19 protein-coding genes are annotated in these 20,144 nt (G+C 70.9%); 12 read left to right on the top strand and 7 right to left on the bottom strand.

Annotated features, from left to right (window positions below; all coding sequences use genetic code 11):
- The first annotated feature begins 127 nt into the window (after positions 1 to 127).
- From ACFT32_RS18215 to ACFT32_RS18205, 3 genes are all read left to right on the top strand, one after another.
- Positions 128 to 634, top strand: coding sequence for a MarR family transcriptional regulator (locus tag ACFT32_RS18215; RefSeq protein ID WP_382490749.1), 507 nt, complete (start codon positions 128 to 130; stop codon positions 632 to 634).
- A gap of 124 nt (positions 635 to 758) precedes the next feature.
- Positions 759 to 1,262 (top strand): sigma factor-like helix-turn-helix DNA-binding protein, encoded by a 504-nt coding sequence (locus ACFT32_RS18210; RefSeq protein WP_382490082.1) that lies wholly within the window; start codon positions 759 to 761, stop codon positions 1,260 to 1,262.
- Between the two features lie 54 nt (positions 1,263 to 1,316).
- Entirely contained in the window at positions 1,317 to 1,565 is a 249-nt protein-coding gene (locus ACFT32_RS18205) for a hypothetical protein (protein ID WP_382490080.1), read from the top strand.
- Positions 1,566 to 1,582: 17 nt separating this feature from the next.
- Here the strand turns inward: ACFT32_RS18205 and ACFT32_RS18200 are convergent, their stop codons facing one another.
- Positions 1,583 to 2,740, bottom strand: a complete 1,158-nt coding sequence (locus ACFT32_RS18200; protein WP_382490078.1) for a cystathionine gamma-synthase — start codon at positions 2,738 to 2,740, stop codon at positions 1,583 to 1,585.
- A gap of 163 nt (positions 2,741 to 2,903) precedes the next feature.
- Here ACFT32_RS18200 and ACFT32_RS18195 point away from each other — a divergent pair, with 163 nt between their 5' ends.
- The 5 genes from ACFT32_RS18195 (at position 2,904) to ACFT32_RS18175 (ending at position 7,775) form a co-directional block, all read left to right on the top strand.
- Positions 2,904 to 4,022 (top strand): hypothetical protein, encoded by a 1,119-nt coding sequence (locus tag ACFT32_RS18195; RefSeq protein WP_382490076.1) that lies wholly within the window; start codon positions 2,904 to 2,906, stop codon positions 4,020 to 4,022.
- 88 nt (positions 4,023 to 4,110) lie between these two features.
- Positions 4,111 to 4,779: a peptide-methionine (S)-S-oxide reductase MsrA gene (gene msrA / locus ACFT32_RS18190; RefSeq protein ID WP_382490075.1), complete on the top strand. Its 669-nt coding sequence runs from the start codon at positions 4,111 to 4,113 to the stop codon at positions 4,777 to 4,779.
- 62 nt (positions 4,780 to 4,841) lie between these two features.
- Positions 4,842 to 5,960, top strand: coding sequence for an AI-2E family transporter (locus tag ACFT32_RS18185; protein WP_382490747.1), 1,119 nt, complete (start codon positions 4,842 to 4,844; stop codon positions 5,958 to 5,960).
- A gap of 120 nt (positions 5,961 to 6,080) precedes the next feature.
- Positions 6,081 to 6,767: a DUF4389 domain-containing protein gene (locus ACFT32_RS18180; protein WP_382490073.1), complete on the top strand. Its 687-nt coding sequence runs from the start codon at positions 6,081 to 6,083 to the stop codon at positions 6,765 to 6,767.
- Positions 6,768 to 6,833: 66 nt separating this feature from the next.
- A complete protein-coding gene (locus ACFT32_RS18175; protein ID WP_382490071.1) occupies positions 6,834 to 7,775 on the top strand; it encodes a DUF5829 family protein in 942 nt (313 codons plus the stop codon).
- A 15-nt stretch (positions 7,776 to 7,790) separates the two neighbouring features.
- Here ACFT32_RS18175 and ACFT32_RS18170 read toward each other — a convergent pair whose 3' ends face one another.
- Positions 7,791 to 8,552, bottom strand: coding sequence for an SDR family oxidoreductase (locus ACFT32_RS18170; protein ID WP_382490069.1), 762 nt, complete (start codon positions 8,550 to 8,552; stop codon positions 7,791 to 7,793).
- Between the two features lie 98 nt (positions 8,553 to 8,650).
- Positions 8,651 to 9,034 (bottom strand): VOC family protein, encoded by a 384-nt coding sequence (locus tag ACFT32_RS18165; RefSeq protein ID WP_382490067.1) that lies wholly within the window; start codon positions 9,032 to 9,034, stop codon positions 8,651 to 8,653.
- Between the two features lie 81 nt (positions 9,035 to 9,115).
- Here ACFT32_RS18165 and ACFT32_RS18160 point away from each other — a divergent pair, with 81 nt between their 5' ends.
- From ACFT32_RS18160 to ACFT32_RS18150, 3 genes are read left to right on the top strand one after another with little or no spacing between them, the layout of a single operon-like run.
- Positions 9,116 to 10,174, top strand: coding sequence for an ABC transporter substrate-binding protein (locus tag ACFT32_RS18160; protein WP_382490744.1), 1,059 nt, complete (start codon positions 9,116 to 9,118; stop codon positions 10,172 to 10,174).
- Positions 10,171 to 11,181: a FecCD family ABC transporter permease gene (locus ACFT32_RS18155; RefSeq protein WP_382490065.1), complete on the top strand. Its 1,011-nt coding sequence runs from the start codon at positions 10,171 to 10,173 to the stop codon at positions 11,179 to 11,181. The genes ACFT32_RS18160 and ACFT32_RS18155 overlap by 4 nt, the downstream gene beginning before the upstream one ends.
- A complete protein-coding gene (locus ACFT32_RS18150; RefSeq protein WP_382490063.1) occupies positions 11,178 to 12,230 on the top strand; it encodes a FecCD family ABC transporter permease in 1,053 nt (350 codons plus the stop codon). Before ACFT32_RS18155 ends, ACFT32_RS18150 begins: the two co-directional genes overlap by 4 nt.
- A 47-nt stretch (positions 12,231 to 12,277) precedes the next feature.
- Here ACFT32_RS18150 and ACFT32_RS18145 read toward each other — a convergent pair whose 3' ends face one another.
- Positions 12,278 to 13,318 (bottom strand): NAD(P)-dependent alcohol dehydrogenase, encoded by a 1,041-nt coding sequence (locus ACFT32_RS18145; RefSeq protein ID WP_382490061.1) that lies wholly within the window; start codon positions 13,316 to 13,318, stop codon positions 12,278 to 12,280.
- A 181-nt stretch (positions 13,319 to 13,499) separates the two neighbouring features.
- Between ACFT32_RS18145 and ACFT32_RS18140 the strand changes: the two genes are divergently transcribed.
- Positions 13,500 to 14,426, top strand: coding sequence for a helix-turn-helix domain-containing protein (locus ACFT32_RS18140; RefSeq protein WP_382490059.1), 927 nt, complete (start codon positions 13,500 to 13,502; stop codon positions 14,424 to 14,426).
- Between the two features lie 82 nt (positions 14,427 to 14,508).
- On the opposite strand, the gene ACFT32_RS18135 is transcribed toward ACFT32_RS18140, so the two are convergent.
- From ACFT32_RS18135 to ACFT32_RS18125, 3 genes are all read right to left on the bottom strand, one after another.
- Entirely contained in the window at positions 14,509 to 17,823 is a 3,315-nt protein-coding gene (locus tag ACFT32_RS18135; protein WP_382490742.1) for a S8 family serine peptidase, read from the bottom strand.
- Between the two features lie 318 nt (positions 17,824 to 18,141).
- Positions 18,142 to 19,407, bottom strand: a complete 1,266-nt coding sequence (locus tag ACFT32_RS18130) for an Ig-like domain-containing protein (protein ID WP_382490057.1) — start codon at positions 19,405 to 19,407, stop codon at positions 18,142 to 18,144.
- Positions 19,408 to 19,653: 246 nt separating this feature from the next.
- Positions 19,654 to 20,043, bottom strand: a complete 390-nt coding sequence (locus tag ACFT32_RS18125; protein ID WP_382490055.1) for a hypothetical protein — start codon at positions 20,041 to 20,043, stop codon at positions 19,654 to 19,656.
- Positions 20,044 to 20,144 lie beyond the last annotated feature (101 nt).

Genomic DNA, 20,144 nt, shown 5'->3' with positions numbered 1-20,144 from the left:
TTGTGACCAACCTCCGAGACCCGCTTTGTGAAGCGCCGGTACGACCCGCCCCCCAGCCGCGTACCCTGTCCCCCAATCAGCCAGCCCTCCACGAAGTGAGCCCCCGGCCATGCCCACAACACCTGAAATGTCGATGGACATGACGACCGTCGGTGACACCGGTCTTCTCGACACGCTGCAGCACGAGGTGGCGCTGTTCGCCCGCCGTGCCGAACAGACCCGGCTCGGCGGAGTCGGGCAGGTGCGCAACTCCATGGACCGCGCCGCGTACTTGCTGCTCAACCGTCTCGACAAGGAAGGCCCGATGGGCGTCAAGGCGCTCGCCGCGAGCATGGGGATCGACTCGTCGACGGTCACCCGGCAGGTGGCTCCGCTGGTCGACACCGGCCTGGTCAAGCGCACCTCGCACCCCGAGGACGGACGCGCGGTGGTGCTCCAGCTGTCCCCGCGCGGGCAGGCCCGGCTGGAGGAAGTGCGCTCGTCACGGCGGCAGTTGATGGCCGAGCTGACCGAGGAGTGGGAGCCGGAGGAGCGCGAGGCGTTCTGCTCGCTGCTCACCCGCTTCAACAGCGCGCTGTCCGCCCGGATGGCGGTGCCGGGGGTGCCGGGGCCGGAGACCCAGCCGCAGTCCTGAGCGCCGGCCGTGCGCGACTCTTGACCGCGGGGCCGACCCTGGCCTGATATGAGACCGGGTCCTGTCGTACAGGCGTACGCGACCGGGCCCGCATCCTCAGGATCGCCGGCGGGCGGGAGGCGCGATGCGACAACGGCATGCGTCCCGGGCGACCCGTCGGGCCCGGGAGTTCGAGGCGTTCGTCGCGGGCGCGGCGGGGCGGCTGCTGCACGCCGCCACTCTGCTCACCGCCGAGGCCCCGGACGACAACCCCCGCGCGCGGCGCCTGCTGACCCTGTCCCTGGCGCACACGTACGCGTGCTGGGACCGGCTGCGCGGCGAGGATCCGTACGACCGCACCCGTCAGTACCTCGCCACCCGCTTCGCGCGCGGCACCTGGCACCAGTACGGCGGCCTCGGCCGCGCCCGCCCGCACCCCGACAGCCCCCTGGCGCCGCTCACCCCGCAGGAACGTCTGATCCTGGTCCTCAGGCTCTACGAGGGCGTCGCCGAGGAGCAGACGGCGGCCCTGCTCGGCCTGTCCGTGGAGCGTGTACGGGCCATCTGCCACCGGGCGACGTCGACCCTGCTGCACCGGCCCCGGGGACCCGCACCGGCGGTGCCGGCCGCGAAGGCGGTGCCGTCATGAGCTCTTCCGGCGAGCGGAGAACGTCGTGAGCCCTTCCGGCGACCGGAGTCCGTCATGAGCGGGAACGACCGCGAGGCGACCGCGCGGCGGCTGATGGAGCAGGCGCCGCGGCCCGTGCCGCCCGAGATCCACACGGAGGCGGTGCGCCGGGGCGGCCGCATGCTGCGGCGCAGGACGCTGGCCCGCCGGCTGCTGTGGCTGCTGCTGCTCACGGCGGCCGTGGCGTTCACGGTGTGGGCCCTGACGGCCCGCCCCTGGGTGGAGCCGCCGTCGGACACGACTCCACCCCTCACCGGCTGGTGACCCCTGAGGGCCGGGGATTACTGGCCGAGCGCCTGCTGAAGGTCTTCCAGCAGGTCGTCGGCGTTCTCGATGCCGACGGACAGGCGGACCAGGTCGGCCGGGACCTCGAGGGCCGAGCCGGCGGCGGACGCGTGCGTCATGCGGCCGGGGTGCTCGATGAGCGACTCGACGCCGCCCAGGGACTCTCCCAGCGTGAACACCTTGGCGCGGTTGCAGACCTCGACGGCCGCCTCCTCGCCGCCCTCGACACGGAACGAGACCATGCCGCCGAACGACTTCATCTGCTTGACGGCGATCTCGTGGCCGGGGTGCTCCGGCAGGCCGGGGTACAGCACGCTCGTCACGCGCGCGTGCCGGGTGAGCATGTCGGCGACCTTGACGGCGTTCTCGCTGTGCCGGTCCATGCGGACCGAGAGCGTCTTGGTGCCGCGCAGCACCAGCCAGGAGTCGAAGGGCCCGGCGACGGCGCCCATCGCGTTCTGGTGGAAGGCCAATTCCTCGCCCAGGTCGGCGTCGCTGGTGATCAGCGCGCCGCCGACGACGTCCGAGTGGCCGCCCATGTACTTGGTCAGCGAGTGCACGACGACGTCCGCGCCCAGCGCCAGCGGCTGCTGGAGGTAGGGCGTGGCGAAGGTGTTGTCGACGACGAGGCGGGCGCCGGCGTCCCGGGCGATCTGAGCGACCGCGGCGATGTCGGTGATGCCGAGCAGCGGGTTGGAGGGGGTCTCCACCCACACCACCTTGGTCTTCGGGGTGAGGGCCGCCCGTACGGCCGCCGGGTCGCTCGTGTCGGCGACCGACCACTCCACGCCCCAGCGGGCGACGACCTTGGCGAACAGCCGGAACGTGCCGCCGTAGGCGTCGTTGGGGATGACCACGTGGTCGCCGGGGCTGAGCAGCGTACGCAGCAGGCAGTCCTCGGCCGCCAGCCCGGACGCGAACGCGAGACCGCGGCGGCCGCCCTCCAGGGCGGCGAGGTTCTCCTCCAGCGCGGTCCTGGTGGGGTTGGCGCTGCGGCTGTACTCGTAGCCGCCGCGCAGGCCGCCGACGCCGTCCTGCTTGTAGGTCGAGACCTGGTAGATCGGCGGGACGACCGCGCCCGTCAGGGGGTCGGCGGTGTTGCCCGCGTGGATCGCGAGCGTCTCGAAGTGCTGACTCATGTGCCTGTCGCTCATGAGGACCGAGGGTAGTGCGCCGACGCGAAGAGTGCCGGAGTACGAGTCGAAGCGCGCCCGGCGCCGCGTTTTCCACAGGGCCGCGGGGGCTGCTCGGCCGGGTTTTCCACAGGTTCGGGGAGCAGGTTGGCCAATTGTCGGCGCGGTCTGGTTCGCTTGTTGCATGGAGATTCTCTGGGTCCTGATCGCGCTGGTCATGCTGGGCTTCGTGCTGCTCCCCTTCCTGCGGCGCAGGCGCGGTGCGGTCGGACTGGTCTCGCCGGACCACCCGGACGCCGCGGACCCGGCGAATTACGGCTTCGTCCGCGAGGAGGAGCTCGACATCCGCATGCCCGGCCCCGACCAGGACCTGCTGGACGTCCTGGACGTGGTGCAGCGCTCGCAGGACTACCGCGCGGCGCAGCAGCTCCTCGCGGGCACGGAGACGGAGGGCGAGCGGCGCTGGCAGCGCGTCCAGGCCTTCGCGGGTGCCGCCTCGCTGGAGCTCGCGCAGCGGCCCGGCGGGGTCGGCGAGGCGCCGGGCGGGCAGTGGCTGCGGGTGTGGCGGGCCGAGGCGCCCAAGGACGCGGGCGGCGCGGCTGTGCAGGCCGAGTTCCTGGTGCAGCAGGCGTGGCGGACGGCGACGCCGGGGACGGACGAGTTCCGGATCATCATGGAGGAGGCCAGGTCGGCGTGCGGCGACGCGGCGCTGCTCTCCCCCGGCGATCCCGTCCCGTACATCGTCGAGCTGTCGGTGGCCCGCGGGCTCGGCTACTCCCGGAAGGACTTCGAGCAGCTCTGGCTGAAGATCCTGGACCGCGACCCGGCGCACATGGGAGCGCATCTGGCCGCGCTGCACTACTGGTGCGAGAAGTGGCACGGCTCGCGTGAGCTGGCGTACTCGTTCGCCGAGGCCGCGGCGGCCCGCGCGCCCCAAGGTTCCCTGTTGGCGGCGATGCCCCTCTTCGCGGTGTTCGAGCACCTCCCCGAGGTGACCCTGGTCAGCAGCTTCTGGCAGTCCGAGGTCGTCACCAAGGCGGTGCACGGCGCGCTGCACGCGGTGCACTCGGCCCGTGCCGACGACCCGATGCTGGCGCACGCCCGGCATCTGCTGGTCTTCTTCCTGGTCCGCGGCGAGCGCTGGGCGGAGGCCATGAGCCAGCTGATACACATCGACGGCCACGTCGGCGCCCTGCCCTGGACCCTGTCCGAGGACCCGGCGGCGGAGTTCGCGGTGTACCGGGCGCTGGCGGTGGCGGGTTACGAGGCGAACGGCGGCAGCCCGGCGAGCCTGCCGCACTGAGGCACGGGCCCCGGCCGGAATTCCCCCCGGCCGCCGCACGTTGTAAGGAGCGTCGCCCCGGCGCGGCGTCGCCCCGATTGGAGACCGCATGTTCCTGCACAGCCGTACGCCCCAGCTGCCGTCCGCCGAGCAGGCGCTGCCCGGCCGCCCGGTCCCGGCGTTCACGGTCCCCGACCGCCACACCGTCCTCGGCAACCCCCTGCTCGGCCCCTACCCGGAGGGCCTGGAGGTCGCCGACTTCGGTCTGGGCTGCTTCTGGGGCGCCGAGCGCAAGTTCTGGCAGCTCCCGGCGGGAGTGTGGACGACCCTGGCGGGCTACCAGGGCGGCCGCACGGAGAACCCCACGTACGAGGAGGTCTGCTCGGGCCTGACCGGCCACACGGAGGTCGTGCGCGTGGTCTTCGACCCGAGGCTGATCTCGTACGAGCGCCTGCTGAAGACGTTCTGGGAGGCCCACGACCCGACGCAGGGCTTCCGCCAGGGCAATGACGTGGGCACGCAGTACCGCTCGGCGGTCTACACCCACACCCCCGAGCAGGCGGCGACCGCCAAGTCCTCCCGGGAGTCCTACCAGAAGGTCCTCACGTCCTCCGGCCACGGCGAGATCACCACGGAGATCGCCCCCGCCCAGGACCGCCCCTTCTACCCGGCCGAGGGCTACCACCAGCAGTACCTGGACAAGAACCCGGCGGGATACTGCGGCATCGGCGGCACGGGCGTGTCCTGCCCGATCGGTGTGGCCAAGGCCGAGGGCTGAACCCCGGTACCACTGAATACGCGGGGGCTCCCTGGCAATAGGGTGCCTCCGTGACTGCGCCCTTGAGTTCGACCCTGAGTTCGGCGAAAGCCCGTCATGCGCTGCGGCTGTCCGCGCGGGTGTCCGGGGAGTTGCTGCTGGTCTTCGTGATGCTGGCCGTGTCTCTGTGGCTGCTCGGCCGGATGTGGTCGGTGGTGTGGCCGCTCGTCGTCGGACTGCTGCTGACCACGCTGACCTGGCCCGCGGCCCGCGCCCTGCGTCGTCGCGGATGGCCGCCCGCGCTCGCCGCGTCGCTGGTGACCGTGCTGTTCCTGCTGGTCGCCGGGGGCGTCGTGGCGCTGATCGCGGTGCCGGTGGCCTCGCAGTCCGGTGAGCTGACGGACGGCGTGGTCGAGGGCATACAGAGGCTGCGCGAGTGGGCCGCCGGGCCGCCGTTGAACATCGGTGACGCCCAGATCAACAAGGCGTTCGACACCGCGGTCGCCCGCGCCCAGGAGGGCGTCGGCAGCATGGTCGGCACGGTCGTCACCGGCGTCAGCACCGTGGTGAGCGGTGTGGTCACCGCGGTCCTCGCGCTGTTCCTGATGTTCTTCTTCCTCAAGGACGGGCCGAAGTTCCTGCCTTGGCTGTCCCGGCAGCTCCCGGGCCGGTTCGCCACCGACGTCCCGATCGTGTTCGCGCGCGGCTGGGCCACCCTGGGTTCCTTCGTACGGTCCCAGGCGGCCGTCGGCATGCTCGACGCGGTCCTGATCGGGCTGGGCCTGTGGATCCTGGGTGTGCCGCTGGTGCTCCCGCTGGCGGTGCTGACCTTCGTCTCCGCGTTCGTGCCGATCATCGGCGCCCTGTTCGCCGGTTTCGTCGCGGTCCTCATCGCGCTGGTCTCCAACGGTCTGACGGACGCGCTGATCGTGCTGGCCATCATCGTGGTGGTGCAGCAGCTCGAGGGGAACGTCTTCCAGCCCATGATCCAGAGTCGTGGGCTCGGCCTCCACGCGGCCGTGGTGCTGCTGGCCGTGACGTTGGGCGGCAGTCTGGCCGGCATCGTGGGCAGTCTGCTCGCCGTTCCCATCGCCGCGCTGATCGCTGTGGTGTGGAACTACGTGCGCGAGCAGCTCAGCGACCCGCCACGGGAACCGGACGGCACCGCCGAGCCGGACACCACCGCCCCCGTGCCGTCGTAACGGCCCCGGGAGCGCGACCGGTGCTGGACGCGCGAACGGTGCTGGACGCGCGAACGGCCCCGCCCAGGTCGCGGGGCTCCTCCTCGCTTGCGAATCTGCAGGCGAAAGGAGTTCCGCCACATGAACCCTGTCACCGCGTCGCCCGTGCGCATCGAGGCGTCTGTCGACCCCCGGCTGTCCCGATGGCTGTGGCTGGTGAAGTGGCTGCTCGCCATCCCGCACTACATCGTGCTGTTCTTCCTGTGGATCGCGTTCGCGGTCGTGACGGTCATCGCGTTCTTCGCCATCCTGTTCACCGCCCGGTACCCCCGGTCCCTCTTCGACTTCAACGTCGGCGTGCTGCGCTGGAACTGGCGGGTCGGCTACTACGCCCACACCGCGCTCGGCACCGACCGGTACCCGCCGTTCACCCTCGCCGACGTGCCCGGCTATCCGGCGCGCTTCGACGTCGTCTATCCCGAGCGGCTGTCGCGCGGACTGGTCCTGGTGAAGTGGTGGCTGCTGGCGATCCCGCAGTACATCGTCGTAGCGATGTTCGTGGGCGGCGGCTGGGGCTCCGGCTGGCACGACGGGGGCGGCTGGCGGGGCGGCGGGCTGATGACCTGGCTCTCCCTGGTCGCGGTGGTCATCCTGCTGTTCACCGCCCGCTATCCACGGCACCTCTTCGACTTCCTGCTGGGCCTCGCCCGCTGGTGCGCGCGGGTGACCGCCTACGCCGCCCTGATGACCGACCAGTACCCGCCGTTCCGGCTCGACCAGGGCGGGCAGGAATCCCCCGGCCAAGGGCCCTTGGCCAAGGGTCCCTGACAAGGAGCCCGGGACAGCGCCGGAATCCCCAGCGGAATCGATTCCTCCCGCTCTACGCTCCTTCGCATGGTTCTCAGACGAGCGTTACAGGTGATCATGGTCGTCACTCTGGCCCTCGCGGGGGCGGTCCAGGGCGGGGTGAGTTCGGCGCGGACCGGAGACGCCGGACGGCAATTGCTGTTCTACAACCACGCTTACGGCGTCCTCGACCGGGAGACCGCCGACGCCATCGAGCACTCGGCCTATCTGCGTGAGTTCGCCGACTTCCAGGTCCGCACTACGACCGGTTCCGGCGGGCAGACCTGGACCGGCCGCTATCTGATGGGGCGCGAGACCTATCTGGAGCTGTTCGGCGTCGGCGACCTGCCCGGCAAGGACGGAACCCTCGGCTCCGCCGGCATGGGCGTCTCGACCGAGCTGAAGGGCGACCTGGTGACGGTGCTCGCCCGGCTGCGTGAGCAGGGGATCAGCGACCCCGTCGAGTTCCGGCAGACGCGCGACTTCGGCGACGGCGTTCCCGTGCCGTGGTTCGACGCCGTCTTCACCACCGACCAGTACGACCTCTTCGGCACCTGGGGCATGGAGTACCGGCCGGAGTACTTCGCCGACCCACGCGGCAACACCGAGCCCGCCGCACACCCCGGTGACGTGGGCCGGGAGCGCTATCTGCCCGACGCCTACCGTGACCACCTGATGCGGGACGTGACCGGCATCCGGCTCGCGGTGACCGCACGCGACCTCGCCAATACGGTGCCGCTGCTGAAGGCCGGCGGGTTCGCCGTGCGCTCCCTGGAGGACGGGGGCGTCGTCGCGAAGGGCGGCGGCACCACACTCCGCTTCGACGCGGTGCCCATCGACCAGGTGGGCCTCCGGCAGGTCGAGATGTCGCTGAACCGGCCGGTGTCGTACCGGCATGAGGAGCGCATCGGTCACTCCACCCTCGCCGTCGGCCCGGGACCCCGTGCCGTGTGGACCTTCGACGACCAGGACCGGCCGGCTTCCCGGTAACCACCGGCTCCCGGGCTAGCCCAGCCGCTCCGCCAGGAACTCCTCCCAGGTCCGCTTCCCCTCCTCCGCCCCCCGCAGGGTGAGATTCGCCCCCGCCCGGTACGCCCGCCCGGCCTTCCCGGGGATGCGCACCGGCAGCATCGGGCGGCGCCGCCCCGTGAGGCGGAGGTAGGGGCGGGCCAGGTCGGCGAGGCCGTGGACGTGCGGCCCGGTCAGGTCGGGGACGAGGCCGGCCGGGGTGCCCAGGGTCAGCTCCGCGAGGCGGGCGGCGACTTCGCGGGAGTCGACCGGCTGGAGCCGGAGGCCGCCGGGGACCGGGAACACCGGCAGCCTCGCCATCTTCTCGACCATGGTCAGCGCGAGGTCGTGGAACTGGGCGGCGCGCAGGGTCGACCACGGAATGCCCGAGCCGGCGACGGCCCGCTCCGACTCCAGCTTCGTCCGCATCCAGGCCAACGGCACCCGGTCCGCGCCGATGACCGAGATGTAGACCAGGTGCCGTACCCCGGCCCGGGACGCGGCGCGCACCAGATTGCGGGTGGCCTCGTCGTCGCCCTTGGGACCGCCCGCCAGATGCAGCACGGTCTCCGCGCCGTCGAGAGCGGCCTCGACGCCCTCGCCCTTGAGCAGATCGCCGGTGACGTATTCGATGCCGTCCGCGGCGGGGCGGGGGCTCCGGCTGAGGATCCGCACCTCGTGGCCGGCCGCGCGCAGCAGCGGCACGGCATGGCCGCCCAGGGTGCCCGTGCCGCCGGTGACCAGGATGGATGACGTCATGACTACTCCCCGACTGTCGACTTCCGATTCGCCTTCGCCGGTATGACGGAGGGCGGCGGGGAGATGTGACAGACGGAGAGGTCCGGAGGGCCGGGAGATCAGCCGCCGCTGCCGTACGGCCTCGTGATGATCTCCAGTCGGTGGCCGTCGGGGTCGTCGAAGTACGCGCCCCGGCCGCCGTCGTTGTGGTTGATCTCGCCGGGGCGGCTGTGGAACGGGTCCGCCCAGTACGTCAGACCGGCCTCCTGGATACGGCCGAAGATCACGTCGAACTCGTCCTCCGAGACGAGGAAGGCGTAGTGCTGCGGCGTGATGGCACCGGGGCTGTCCATGTAGTCGAGCGTCACACCGTTGGAGATCTCGACCGGGAGGAACGGGCCGTAGGGCGGGCTCACTTCGAGTCCCAGGAGGTCGGCGAGGAACCGGGCCGAGGCGCGCTTGTCGTGCGCGACGACGATGGTGTGGTTCAGCTGCACGGTCATGGTGGGCCTCCCCTCCCGAACCACGATACTCCCGCACCTATTAAGGTAAGCCTCACCTAATTTGATGGATCGGAGTAAGTGGTGCGCGCAGTGGGATCAAGGGCCGCCCTGGCCCTGGCCGTCGCCGGAGGGCTGCTGGCCGGTTGCTCGTCGCCGGGCGGCGGCAGCGGGGGCGGCAAGCGGGAGGACGGCTCGCGCAGCCAGGTCATCGGCGCCGCCGAAGGCTCCGCGGGTCCCTCCGCCGCACCGAGCGCCCTCGCGAAGGGCATGGGCGCCGACACCGGCGAGGACGGGGTCTTCCCGCGCACCGTCAAGCATTTCGAGGGCAGTACGGCGATCAAGGCCCGGCCGCAGCGGATCGCCGTCCTCAGCACCGGGCAGCTCGACGACCTGCTCTCGCTGGGGATCGTCCCGACGGCGACCACCCGCGCCGACAACGCCGGCCTCGTGCCCGGCTACCTGGCCGACGCCTTCCCGCGCCACAAGGACCGGCTGGCCGGCATGACCGACGCGGGCACCCGCTCGGCCCCCAACCTGGAGACCCTGGCCGCCGCCGAGCCGGACCTGATCCTGGCCAACGACTCGCTCGGCGAGCTCTACCCCAAGCTGTCGAAGATCGCGCCGACCGTGATCACCGCCGGCAACGGCATCAACTGGAAGCGCGACCTGCTGCTCGTGGGCGAGGCGGTCGGCAAGGGCCAGCGGGCGCGGAAACTGCTCGACGGCATCGCCGCGGACGCACGCGAGCAGGGGCAGGACGTGCAGGGCGACCCGGCCGTCTCCATGGTGCGGTTCACTCCCGACCGGACGCGCATGTTCGGCGTCTCCTCATTCACCGGGTCCCTCGCCGTGGACATGGGGCTGAAGCGGCCGGAGTCCCAGCGGTTCACGGCGATCTCCGAGGACGTCGGGCCGGAGAGCATCGATGTCGCCGACGGTGACTGGATCTTCTACTCGGTGCAGGGCGATCCGGGCCGGACCGACGCCGGGAGCGTGCTGGCCGGGCCGCTGTGGAAGTCGATGAAGGCCGTCGACGCCGGGCACGCCGTGAAGGTCGACGACGACCCCTGGTACCTCAACGCCGGTCCCACCGCCGCCCGGCTCGTCGTACGGCAGCTCGCCGAGCACCTCGGCAGGTGACCCGGCGTCTCGCCGTCAGGCCGCCGGCCGCGCTCGCCGTACTGGGTGCCGTGCTGGTGGTGGCCGTAGCCGGTCTCCTCTCCCTCGCCGTCGGGACGCGGCCGGTGGCGCCGGACCATGTGCTCGACGCGCTGCTGCACGGCGGCGGCTCCCCGGACGCGCTCGTCGTACGGTCCCTGCGGGTGCCGCGGACCGCGGTGGGGCTGGCCGCGGGCGCGGCTCTCGGCGTCGCCGGGGCCGCGTTGCAGGCGGTCACCCGCAATCCGCTCGCCGACCCGGGGATCCTCGGGCTGAGCCAGGGCGCCGCGGCCGGGGTCGTCGTGGCCATCGTGTCCGGGCTCGCCGGCGGCTTCGGCGGATACGTCTGGTACGCCTTCACCGGCGCGGTCGTGGCCGCGTGCCTGGTCTACGGCATCGCCGCGCGCGGGCGGGGCGGGGCCTCGCCGGTGAAGCTGGCACTGGCCGGGACGGCCTTGTCGGCGATGACCTCGGGTGCTACGACCGTCGTACTGACGGCGAGTTCGGCGACGCTGGATCAGTTCCGGTTCTGGCAGGTCGGGGCGCTCAGCGGCCGGGACGCGGACACGGTCGGCGCGATGCTGCCGTTCCTCGGCGTGGGGCTGCTGTCGGTGCTGGCGTGTGCCCGGGGGCTGGACGCGCTGGCGCTCGGTGACGAGGCGGCGCGGGCCCTGGGGCATCGGGTCGGGCTGGTGCGGGGTGCGGCCGCGGCGGGGGCGACGTTGCTGACGGCTGCGGCGGTGGCCGCGGCGGGGCCGATCGCGTTCGTGGGGCTGGCCGTGCCGCATCTCGCCCGGCGGCTGGTCTCCGGGGGCCATCGGGTCGTGCTGCCGCTGTCCGGGCTGCTCGGGGCCGGGCTGCTGGTGGGGGCCGATGTGGCGGGGCGTGTGATCCGGGCTCCCGCGGAGGTTCCGGCTGGGGTCATGACGGCGGTGGTGGGGGTGCCGGTGCTGGTGGTGCTGGTACGGCGCAGGGGAGCTGTGGCGTGACCGGTACCGCACGACTGCCCGCGTCCGGGCCGGCGCACGTCACGGTGTTGCGGCCCCACCCCCGCGTCTCCCTCCTCCTCCACCGCCGTTCCGCCGCCGTCGCCCTGGCACTCGTTCTGCTCCTCGGCGGCGTCATGCTCGTCTCCGCCTGTGTCGGGCAGGCGTACGTACCGCCCGGCGAGGTGTGGCACACCCTGCGCACCGGGAGCGGGCCCCACGCACTCGTCGTGGGCGAGTTGCGGGTGCCCCGGATCGTGCTGGGGGCACTGGTGGGCGGGGCGCTGGGCGTGGCGGGGGCCTTGGTGCAGGCCGTGACGCGCAACCCGCTGGCCAGTCCGGATGTGATCGGGGTCGGGCACGGGGCCGCCGCCGCGACCGTGCTCGCGCTGGCGACGGGGGCGGTGACCTCGCCGGGCGCGCTGCCCGCCGTGTCGGTCGCGGGCGGACTGGCGGCCGCCGCGCTGGTCTATGCGCTGGCCTGGCGGCACGGCATGCAGCCGAGCCGGTTCGTGCTCACGGGTGTCGGGATCGGCGTCGCCCTGTCGGCTGTCGTGCAGCTGTATCTGACGGACAGCGAGCTGGAGGCCGCCGAGCAGGTCAAGCTGTGGCTGACCGGGAGTCTGAACGGGCGGGGCTGGGAGCAGGCGGGGCCGCTGGCCGTGGTGTGTCTGCTGTGTCTGCCGGGGCTGGTGTGGGCGAGCCGGGCCGTGCGCCCACTGGGACTCGGCCCCGAGACCGCGGCCTCGCTCGGCGTACGGGTGGGCCGGGCCCGGCTCGGGCTGACGGTCCTGGGGGTGGTGCTCGCGGCGACGGCGACCGGCGCGGCGGGCCCGATCGGCTTCGTCGCGCTGACCGCTCCGCAGCTGGCGAGGCGGCTCACGCGCACGCCTCAGCCGCCGCTGCTCTCCTCGGCTCTGACGGGTGCGGTGATCCTGGTCGGTGCCGATCTGGCGGCCCGTACGCTGCTGCCGCCGCTGGAGATCCCGGTCGGCGCGCTCACCTCGCTGGTGGGCGGGCCGTATCTGCTGTGGCTCCTCGGACGGCGCTGAGGGCCCCGGCCACGAACCACGTGCGTCCGAGGCCCTCGGAGCCGGTCTCAGATCGTCGCCGTGTCGATCACGAACCGGTACCGCACATCGCTGCCCAGCACCCGCTCGTACGCCTCGTTGATCTGGTCACCGCGGATCAGCTCGATCTCGGCACCGAGGCCGTGCTCGGCGCAGAAGTCCAGCATCTCCTGGGTCTCCGGGATGCCGCCGATCATGGAACCGGCGAGCGACTTGCCGCCGCCGATCACCGAGAAGAGGCTGAGGGAGATCGGCTCCTCGGGGGCGCCGACGTTCGCCAGCGTGCCCTCGGGCTTCAGCAGCGCCAGGTAGGCGTTGAAGTCCAGCGGGGCCGACACCGTGGACACGATCAGGTCGAACGTGCCGTTCAGCTCCTCGAAGGTCTTCGGGTCGCTGGTGGCGTAGTAGTGGTCGGCGCCCAGCCGCAGGCCGTCCTCCTGCTTGCGCAGGGACTGCGACAGCACGGTCACCTCGGCACCGAGGGCGTGCGCGATCTTCACGCCCATGTGGCCGAGGCCGCCCAGGCCGAGGATCGCGACCTTCTTGCCGGGGCCGGCGCCGAAGCGCCTGAGCGGGGAGTAGAGGGTGATGCCGGCGCACAGCAGCGGCGCGGCGATGTCGAGGGAGAGGCCGTCGGGGATGCGGACGACGAAGTTCTCGTCGACGACGACCTTCTGCGAGTAGCCGCCGTAGGTGGGCTCGCCGTCGCGGCCGACGGCGTTGTACGTCTGGATGTTGCCCTCGACGCAGTACTGCTCGCGCCCGGCCTTGCAGTTCTCACACTCGCGGCAGGAGTCGACCATGCAGCCGACGCCCACGCGGTCGCCGACGGCGAACTTCGTCACGCCCGGGCCGACCTCGGTGACGACACCGGCGATCTCGTGGCCGGGGACCATCGGGAAGATCGCCTCGCCCCAGCCCTCGCGGGCCTGGTGGATGTCGGAGTGGCAGATGCCGGCGAACTTGATGTCGATCAGGACATCGAACTCGCGGACCTCGCGGCGGTCGATGGTGGTGCGCTCCAGCGGAGCCTTGGGGGCGGGTGCGGCGTACGCGGCGACAGTGGTCATGCCGGGGTTCTCCTAGCGGGGGTTTCCGTGCCCGGCTGCCTTCTGGATCTTCTGACCGGGCACGTTCACCAGCGTGCCGAAAACGCGAGCGTCTACCCAGACCACGGTTTTGCGTACGCACACGGTGCGTACCACTGGCGGGGTCAGGCTCGTGTGCGTACGACCGTGAATACTGGAGGGCATGGACGAACAGCCCGAACCCGCACAGGAGCCCGCATCGCAGCCCGGCGGGGGCCTGGACCGGCGTGCCGAGCTCAGTGAGTTCCTGCGCACCCGGCGTGCCCGGCTGAAGCCGGAGGACGTGGGGCTGCCCGACTTCGGGCGGCGGCGCGTGCCGGGGCTGCGCCGCGAGGAGCTGGCACAGCTGGCCGGGGTCTCCGTGGCGTACTACACACGGCTGGAGCAGGGCAACGGGCGCAACGTCTCGGCGGAGGTGCTGGACGCGATCGCGCGCGCCCTGCGGCTGAACGACGCCGAGCACGCCCACCTGACGCACCTGGCGAAGCCGAAGCAGCACAAGAAGAAGCCGGTGGCGCGCACCCAGCAGGTGCGGCCGACGCTGCGGTATCTGCTGGACTCGATCGACACCGTCCCGGCGTACATCGTGGGGCGCCGCTCGGACGTCCTGGCGTGGAACCGGATGGCCGCGGCCCTCTTCGGCGACTGGGCGGAGCTGCCGGCGCCGGAGCGGAACTGGGCGCGGCTGGTGTTCCTGCGGCCCGAGTACCGCGACCTGTTCGTCGAGTGGGACCAGAAGGCCAAGGACATGGTCGGCTACCTGCGCATGGACGCGGGCTGCCGGCCGGACGACCCGCAGCTGTCGGCGCTGATCGGCGAGCTGTCGGTGAAGAGCGAGGAGTTCCGTCGTCTCTGGGCCGCCCATGACGTCAAGGAGAAGAGCTACGGCGTCAAGCGCCTGCGGCACCCGCTGGTCGGCGACCTGACCCTGTCCTTCGAGACGTTCCGCCTGGTCGACGACGCCGAGCAGTCCCTGATCACCTACCACGCGGAACCGGACACCCCGTCGGCCCAGGCGCTGCGCCTGCTGGCGAGCTGGGGGGCGGACGCGACCCGTGCGGGGGCCGGAAGCTCAACACCACCGGCCTGACCCCGGTCTGACACCCGGCCTGACCCACACGGACGGCCCGCCGGAAACCGAGGCTTCCGACGGGCCGTCCGCTAACGGCTGCTCACTTGCCGTAGTACGCGTTGTAGATCGAGATCGTCGACTTGTTGCCCTTCTTGTCGGCGATCTTGGCGTGGAAGGAGATGGCCTTCCCCTTCTCCGGGTTCTTGACGCCGACCTTGCCGTCCTTGACGGTGAGCTTCTTCCAGGTCTTGCCGTAGTCGTACGACACGTACACCGACAGCGACTTCAGGTTGCTGCCCTTGGCAGCGCCCTCGACGGTGACCGGGATGCTGACCGTCTTGCCGGCCGGGACCTTGCTGTCCAGGCCCGTGACCGCGTTGAAGCGGGCCGTGGAGGCGGGCAGCTGCTTGAGGTCCGTGGTCTTCTTCGAGCGGAACGTCCAGCTCGCGTCGATGCGGGTGGAGGCCGCCGCGACCTTGACGCTGCGCTTGACCGAGGTCGTCAGCTTGTACTCGGCGTCGCCGGCCGGGACCTTGAACGCCTCGCCGCCGGACAGCGGGTCGTCGTTGCTGCCGACCTTGGTGCCGTTGCGGTAGAGGGTCGTGTTCGCCGAGGTGAACGCCGAGGAGCCCGGGTTTCCCTTGCCATCGGCGAACAGCGGCACGGAGCCGTGGATCTGGTTGCCCTCACGGAACAGACCGAAGTCGGCGTTGATGCGCGGCCCGAAGACGGCGGTGTTGAACGTCTTCGAGTAGCTCTTGCCGCCTGCGAACTTCTGGTCGTCCAGCGTGTAGCCGGCCTCGAAGACCGGGAAGCCTTCGGCGTCGACACCACCGGTCTGGGCGAAGTCGAAGTCCCACTTCACTCCGCCCAGGGTGGACAGGTGCAGCGTCCGCGTGCCCGGCAGGGGCTGCACGACGCTGAACGAGGAGGCGCCGCCGCTCCACGGCAGCCAGCCCATGGCGCTGATCGAGCCCTTCTTGCCGCTCGCCGCGGCGCCGAGGCCCGCCTTCACCGTGGCGAGCTCGCTCGCCTTGTAGTGCTTGGTGTAGCCGGTGGCGAGCTGCTTGACGGGACCGCCGCCGGTGACGTCGTACTGCTCCTTGTCGCCCTTGCTCCAGTGACCGTCCCACTGCTGGGTCACCGAGCCGCCGGTGACCTGCGGGCCGACGTGCGCGGTACGGAGGTCGGCGAACGAGTCGAGCCACCAGCCGAAGCCGAAGCTGGAGTCCCCCGCCTCCACCACGTAGTCGGCCGAGGCGAACTCCGGCTTTGCGGCGGCGTCCGGCACGGTGATGTTCACCGGCTTGGACTTGCGCGCGTCCAGCGTGATCGTCGTGTTCTTGGTGACGTTCAGCTGCGGCTGGGCCAGCCAGTCGACGCCCTCGAACTTCTCCGGGTCGTCGCTCACGTAGAGGTTCGAGTTCAGGACGTACCCGCCCTTGGGCAGACGGGCGGTGACGGTGCCGTCCGCGTCGTACGGCATGAAGAACTTGCCGTTGCCCAGGCCGGACGTGCCGGCCAGGTCGACGGAGTAGTTCTTGGCGGGCTTGCCGTCACGGTCGAGGACCTTCAGCGTGACGTCGTACGACTCCACCTCGCGCTGCACCGCCGCCGCCGTCCGCACGGTCTGGCCGCCGCCCGTCGCCGTCACATACGCCGAGTACGCGCCGTCGACCGTGCCGCCCAGCTTGGTGTTCGCGGTGAACGGGACCGAGGCCTTGCCGCCGGCCGGGACGGTCACCGAGGTGGCGCCGAGCTTGAAGAAGCCGGCCGGGACGGCCTGGCCCTTGGGGTTGGTGGCGGTCGACGTCAGCTTCAGCGTGACGTCCTTCGTACCGAGGTTGCGGTACGTCAGCTCCTTGGTGACCGGCTTGTCGTCGGTGTGCGGCCACTGCTGGACGCCGAAGCTCACCGAGCCCGGCTCGGCCACCACGGACTGCTTGATGGCCTGGTCGACCTGGATACGGCCCGAACCCTGCTGGAACGGGGTGTACTTGCCGCCCTTGGTGGAGCCGGTGAGGGCGCCCTTCAGCTCGGCGTACTTCCACGTCGGGTGCTGCTGCTTGAGGATCGCCGCCGCGCCCGCGACATGCGGGGTCGCCATCGACGTACCGGAGATCGACATGTACCCGGCCGGGTTCTCGCCGACCTCCTGGGCTATCTGGTTGCCCGGAGCGGAGGCCGCGGTGATGTCCACGCCGGGCGCGGTCACGTCGGGCTTGAGGGCGCCGTCCATGCCGGGGCCGCGGCTGGAGAAGGAGGCCAGCACGTCCTTGTCGTCGACCGCGCCGACGGTCAGGGCCGCGGCGGCGCTGCCCGGGGAGCCGATGGTCTGCTCGCCGAAGTCGCCCTCGTTGCCGGCGGCGATGGCGAACAGGATGCCCTTCTCCTCGGACAGCTTGTTCACCGCCGCTTCCAGCGGGTCGATCGCGGGCGTGTCGCCGCCGCCCAGGCTCATGTTGACGACGTCGGCGCCCTCGGCGGCGGCCCACTCGATGCCGGCGAGGACCTCGGAGTCGCTGCCGAATCCGCCGTCGTCGAGCACCTTGCCGTTGAGGATCTTCGCGCCGGGCGCGACGCCCTTGTACTTGCCGCCGGACTTCGCGCCGGTGCCCGCCGCGATCGAGGCGACATGCGTGCCGTGCCCGACCTTGTCGGTCGTGTCGGGCGAGGTGGTGAAGTTCTTGGCGCCGATCACCTGGCCCTTGAGGTCGGCGTGGGTGGCGTCGACACCGGTGTCCAGGACGGCGATCTTCACGCCCTTGCCGTCATAGCCGGCCGACCACGCCTTGGGGGTGCCGATCTGCGCCACGGACTTGTCGAGGCTGGCCTTGCGGACGCCGTCGAGCCAGACGTGCGCGATGCCGGAGGCGGTCTTGTCGCCGTTGGTGACCGCGTCCCACAGGTCGGGCGTGTCCTCCTTGGGCGTCTGCACCGCGTCCGCGTTCACGGACTTCAGCGAGTGGCTCAGCGTGCCCGCGTCGCGGACGTCGGCCTTGGCGGCCGTGGCGCTGCCCTGGTAGCCGACGATGACCTTCAGGCCCTTCTTCTGGGCCTTGCGGGTCGTGGACTTGTTGAGCTCGGTGACGTCGAAGAGCCGCTGGTCGAGCTTGCCGGTGGCGACCAGGCGGGCCGCGTCGGCGGGGATCACGAGGGTGTGGCCGTCGAGCTTGCGGACCTGGACGGGAATGTCCTCGCGTCCCTTGGCCCGCTCCAGGCCGACGACGCGCCCCTTGGCGTCCAGGACGACCCGGTCGCCGGTGATCAGCGTGATGCGGTGCTTGGCGGTGAGCGAGGTGGGTTTGGAGGCTGCGGCCGTCTGCTCGCCGTTCGCCGACGCCGGGCTGGTCATTCCCGCCGCCAGGGCCACGGCCGCCGCTGTGGCGACCGTGGCCGCGCACGCCTTTTTCACTTGTCTGCGCAAGATTCCCCCTTGCAGAAGAACCAGGTGAATTCCCCGTTCACCCGGCCGGGGGTGGTCTCGTACGCATGGCCGTACACCCCCCGGAAAACGAAGTATGCCGAGGGGTGATCAGCTGCTCAATAGATGAGAAGAGGGTAAGAACTCCGTCGGCTGACTGTTACACGTCCGCCGGAACTCCGTTACAGGGCCGCAGGGTTACGCGTGGAGGAGCGAGGAACTATGGCGGAGACAAGGAAGCCGCCGCCCGCCCCTGTTTCCAGGGCGGGCGGCGGCTTCCTTTCAGAGGCTTCCGGAGCTATCGGACCGTCAGGCCGCCGAACCGGCCTTCCAGTCGGCCCAGCTCATGTTCCAGCCGTTGAGGCCGTTGTCCGGCGCGACCGTCTTGTCGCCGGTGTTCTGGACGACGACCACGTCACCGAGGATCGAGTTGTTGTAGAACCACGCGCCCGGCGTCTTCGGGTCGTCGGCGCCCTTCGCGTCCTGGAGGCCGACGCAGCCGTGGCTGGTGTTCACGCCGCCGAAGATGGACTTCGCGCCCCAGTAGTTGCCGTGGATGAAGGTGCCGGAGCTGGAGAGGCGGATGGCGTGCGGCACGTCCTTGATGTCGTACTCGCCCTTGCCGTCGTCGTCCGTGAAGCCCACGGTCGCGCCGTTCATGCGCGTCTCCTTGAACTTCTCGGACATCACCATGATGCCCTCGTAGGTCTTGTTCTCGGGCGAGCCGGCGGAGATCGGGATGGTGCGCACGGTCTTGCCGTCCTGCGTGATCTTCATCTGCTTGGTCTTCGCGTCGACGTACGAGACCTGGTTGCGGCCGATCTTGAAGGTGACCGTCTTCTGCTGGACCCCGTAGACACCCTTGGCGCCCTCGACGCCGTCGAGCTCGAGCTTCAGCGTGACGGTGGAGCCTTCCTTCCAGTACTCGTCGGGCCGGCAGTCCATGCGGTTGGCGTTGAACCAGTGGCAGGCGACCTCCTGGCCGCCGGTCGTGCTGACCTTGATGCCCTTCTGGACGGCGGCCTTGTTGGTGATCGCCTTGTCGAAGTTGATCGAGACCGGCATGCCGACGCCCACGGTTTGGCCGTCGTCCGGGGTGAAGTTGCCGATGAAGCTGTTGGCCGGGGAGACCGTGGTGAACGAGGCGTTCTCGTGGGCGACGCGGCCCTCGTCGTCCTTCGCCTCCGCGGCGAGCTTGTAGTTCGTGGAGCGCTCGAGCTGGGTGCTCGGCTTCCAGCTCTTCTTGTCGGCGGATATCTGGCCGCTGACCTCCGTGCCGTCGGACGTCGTCATCGAGACGTCCGTGAGCGTGCCCTTGCTCACGGTGACGGCGGCGGAGTTGTTGATGGAGGCGTTGTCGGAGCCGTCCTCTGGCGTGATCTTGATCTGGGCCGCGGAGGTCTTCTTGGCCGCGGCCTCGTCGACCTTCGACTGGGAGCTGTCGCCCCCGTCACTCCCGGAGGCGTTGTCGTCGCCGCCGGTACAGGCCGAGAGCACCAGCACTCCACCGAGCAGTGCGGACGCGACCGCCAGGCCCTTGCGCCGCTTACTGACCGTTATCACACGCTTCTCCATCGTTGCCGATTTCCCCAAGACCCCGAGTGTGTCCCCGTCAAAGACCAAGTGCCCCCGCGTGGACTCGTGAGTCCTCGTCGAGACCTTTCAACGCTACGACCGGTTCGTCAGGTTCCCCATGTGACACAGGTGTGGGGATCACCACGTCCGCGGCGCGGATGGTGCTGGTGCGGTCGGTGCGTCGCTTGAGACGACGAAACCCCGGGCGGCGGTTGCCACCCGGGGTCATGTTCTCCCCGAGCCGCCTCAGCCGGCCGCGTGCGCCCGGCTTCCGCCGTCCCCTTCGTCACTGTCGTCACTGTCGTTCAGGTCGTACTCGCCCTCATCATCATCCTCGTCGTAGTCCCAGTCCGGCGAATCGGGGTCGTACTCGATCCGCTCGCTGCTCCAGGAGGCCTGCTGGAGTTCGACCCCCGGGACCTGGCTGACCAGGTCGAACGGGTCCACCAGGTACGCGAGGGCCTCCGCGGTGTCTTCCGTCACAGCGCTCTCGGCGTGTACCCGCTCCGACGCCGGCAACTCTGCGTCGTCGGCGATCCGGCGCAGCGCGGACTTGGTGACCGCGTCCGCGTCGCCGACCTCCAGAACGAGTTCTACCCGAACCCGTACAAAACGTGATGTCTCAGGAGTGCTCATGGCGGGAGCGTACGTCCAGGATCTCCCGTGACTTTCCCGTGACCCGCGCCTTTTACTAACATCACCCCACACGGCCAATTCGCCAGTGCCACAAGGGGATC

It is taken from the genome of Streptomyces sp. NPDC057002 (genome assembly GCF_042673825.1).
GTDB lineage: Bacteria > Actinomycetota > Actinomycetes > Streptomycetales > Streptomycetaceae > Streptomyces.
Note: the sequence above shows the minus strand (reverse complement) of the source record. Positions and strands in the feature narration are given on the sequence as shown.

Coding starts and splice junctions, on each gene's coding strand:
- ACFT32_RS18215 (WP_382490749.1), top strand. CDS start 128: ATGTCGATGGACATGACGACCGTCGGTGACACCGGTCTTCTCGACACG.
- ACFT32_RS18210 (WP_382490082.1), top strand. CDS start 759: ATGCGACAACGGCATGCGTCCCGGGCGACCCGTCGGGCCCGGGAGTTC.
- ACFT32_RS18205 (WP_382490080.1), top strand. CDS start 1,317: ATGAGCGGGAACGACCGCGAGGCGACCGCGCGGCGGCTGATGGAGCAG.
- ACFT32_RS18200 (WP_382490078.1), bottom strand. CDS start 2,740: ATGAGCGACAGGCACATGAGTCAGCACTTCGAGACGCTCGCGATCCAC.
- ACFT32_RS18195 (WP_382490076.1), top strand. CDS start 2,904: ATGGAGATTCTCTGGGTCCTGATCGCGCTGGTCATGCTGGGCTTCGTG.
- msrA (WP_382490075.1), top strand. CDS start 4,111: ATGTTCCTGCACAGCCGTACGCCCCAGCTGCCGTCCGCCGAGCAGGCG.
- ACFT32_RS18180 (WP_382490073.1), top strand. CDS start 6,081: ATGAACCCTGTCACCGCGTCGCCCGTGCGCATCGAGGCGTCTGTCGAC.
- ACFT32_RS18175 (WP_382490071.1), top strand. CDS start 6,834: ATGGTTCTCAGACGAGCGTTACAGGTGATCATGGTCGTCACTCTGGCC.
- ACFT32_RS18170 (WP_382490069.1), bottom strand. CDS start 8,552: ATGACGTCATCCATCCTGGTCACCGGCGGCACGGGCACCCTGGGCGGC.
- ACFT32_RS18165 (WP_382490067.1), bottom strand. CDS start 9,034: ATGACCGTGCAGCTGAACCACACCATCGTCGTCGCGCACGACAAGCGC.
- ACFT32_RS18145 (WP_382490061.1), bottom strand. CDS start 13,318: ATGACCACTGTCGCCGCGTACGCCGCACCCGCCCCCAAGGCTCCGCTG.
- ACFT32_RS18140 (WP_382490059.1), top strand. CDS start 13,500: ATGGACGAACAGCCCGAACCCGCACAGGAGCCCGCATCGCAGCCCGGC.
- ACFT32_RS18130 (WP_382490057.1), bottom strand. CDS start 19,407: ATGGAGAAGCGTGTGATAACGGTCAGTAAGCGGCGCAAGGGCCTGGCG.
- ACFT32_RS18125 (WP_382490055.1), bottom strand. CDS start 20,043: ATGAGCACTCCTGAGACATCACGTTTTGTACGGGTTCGGGTAGAACTC.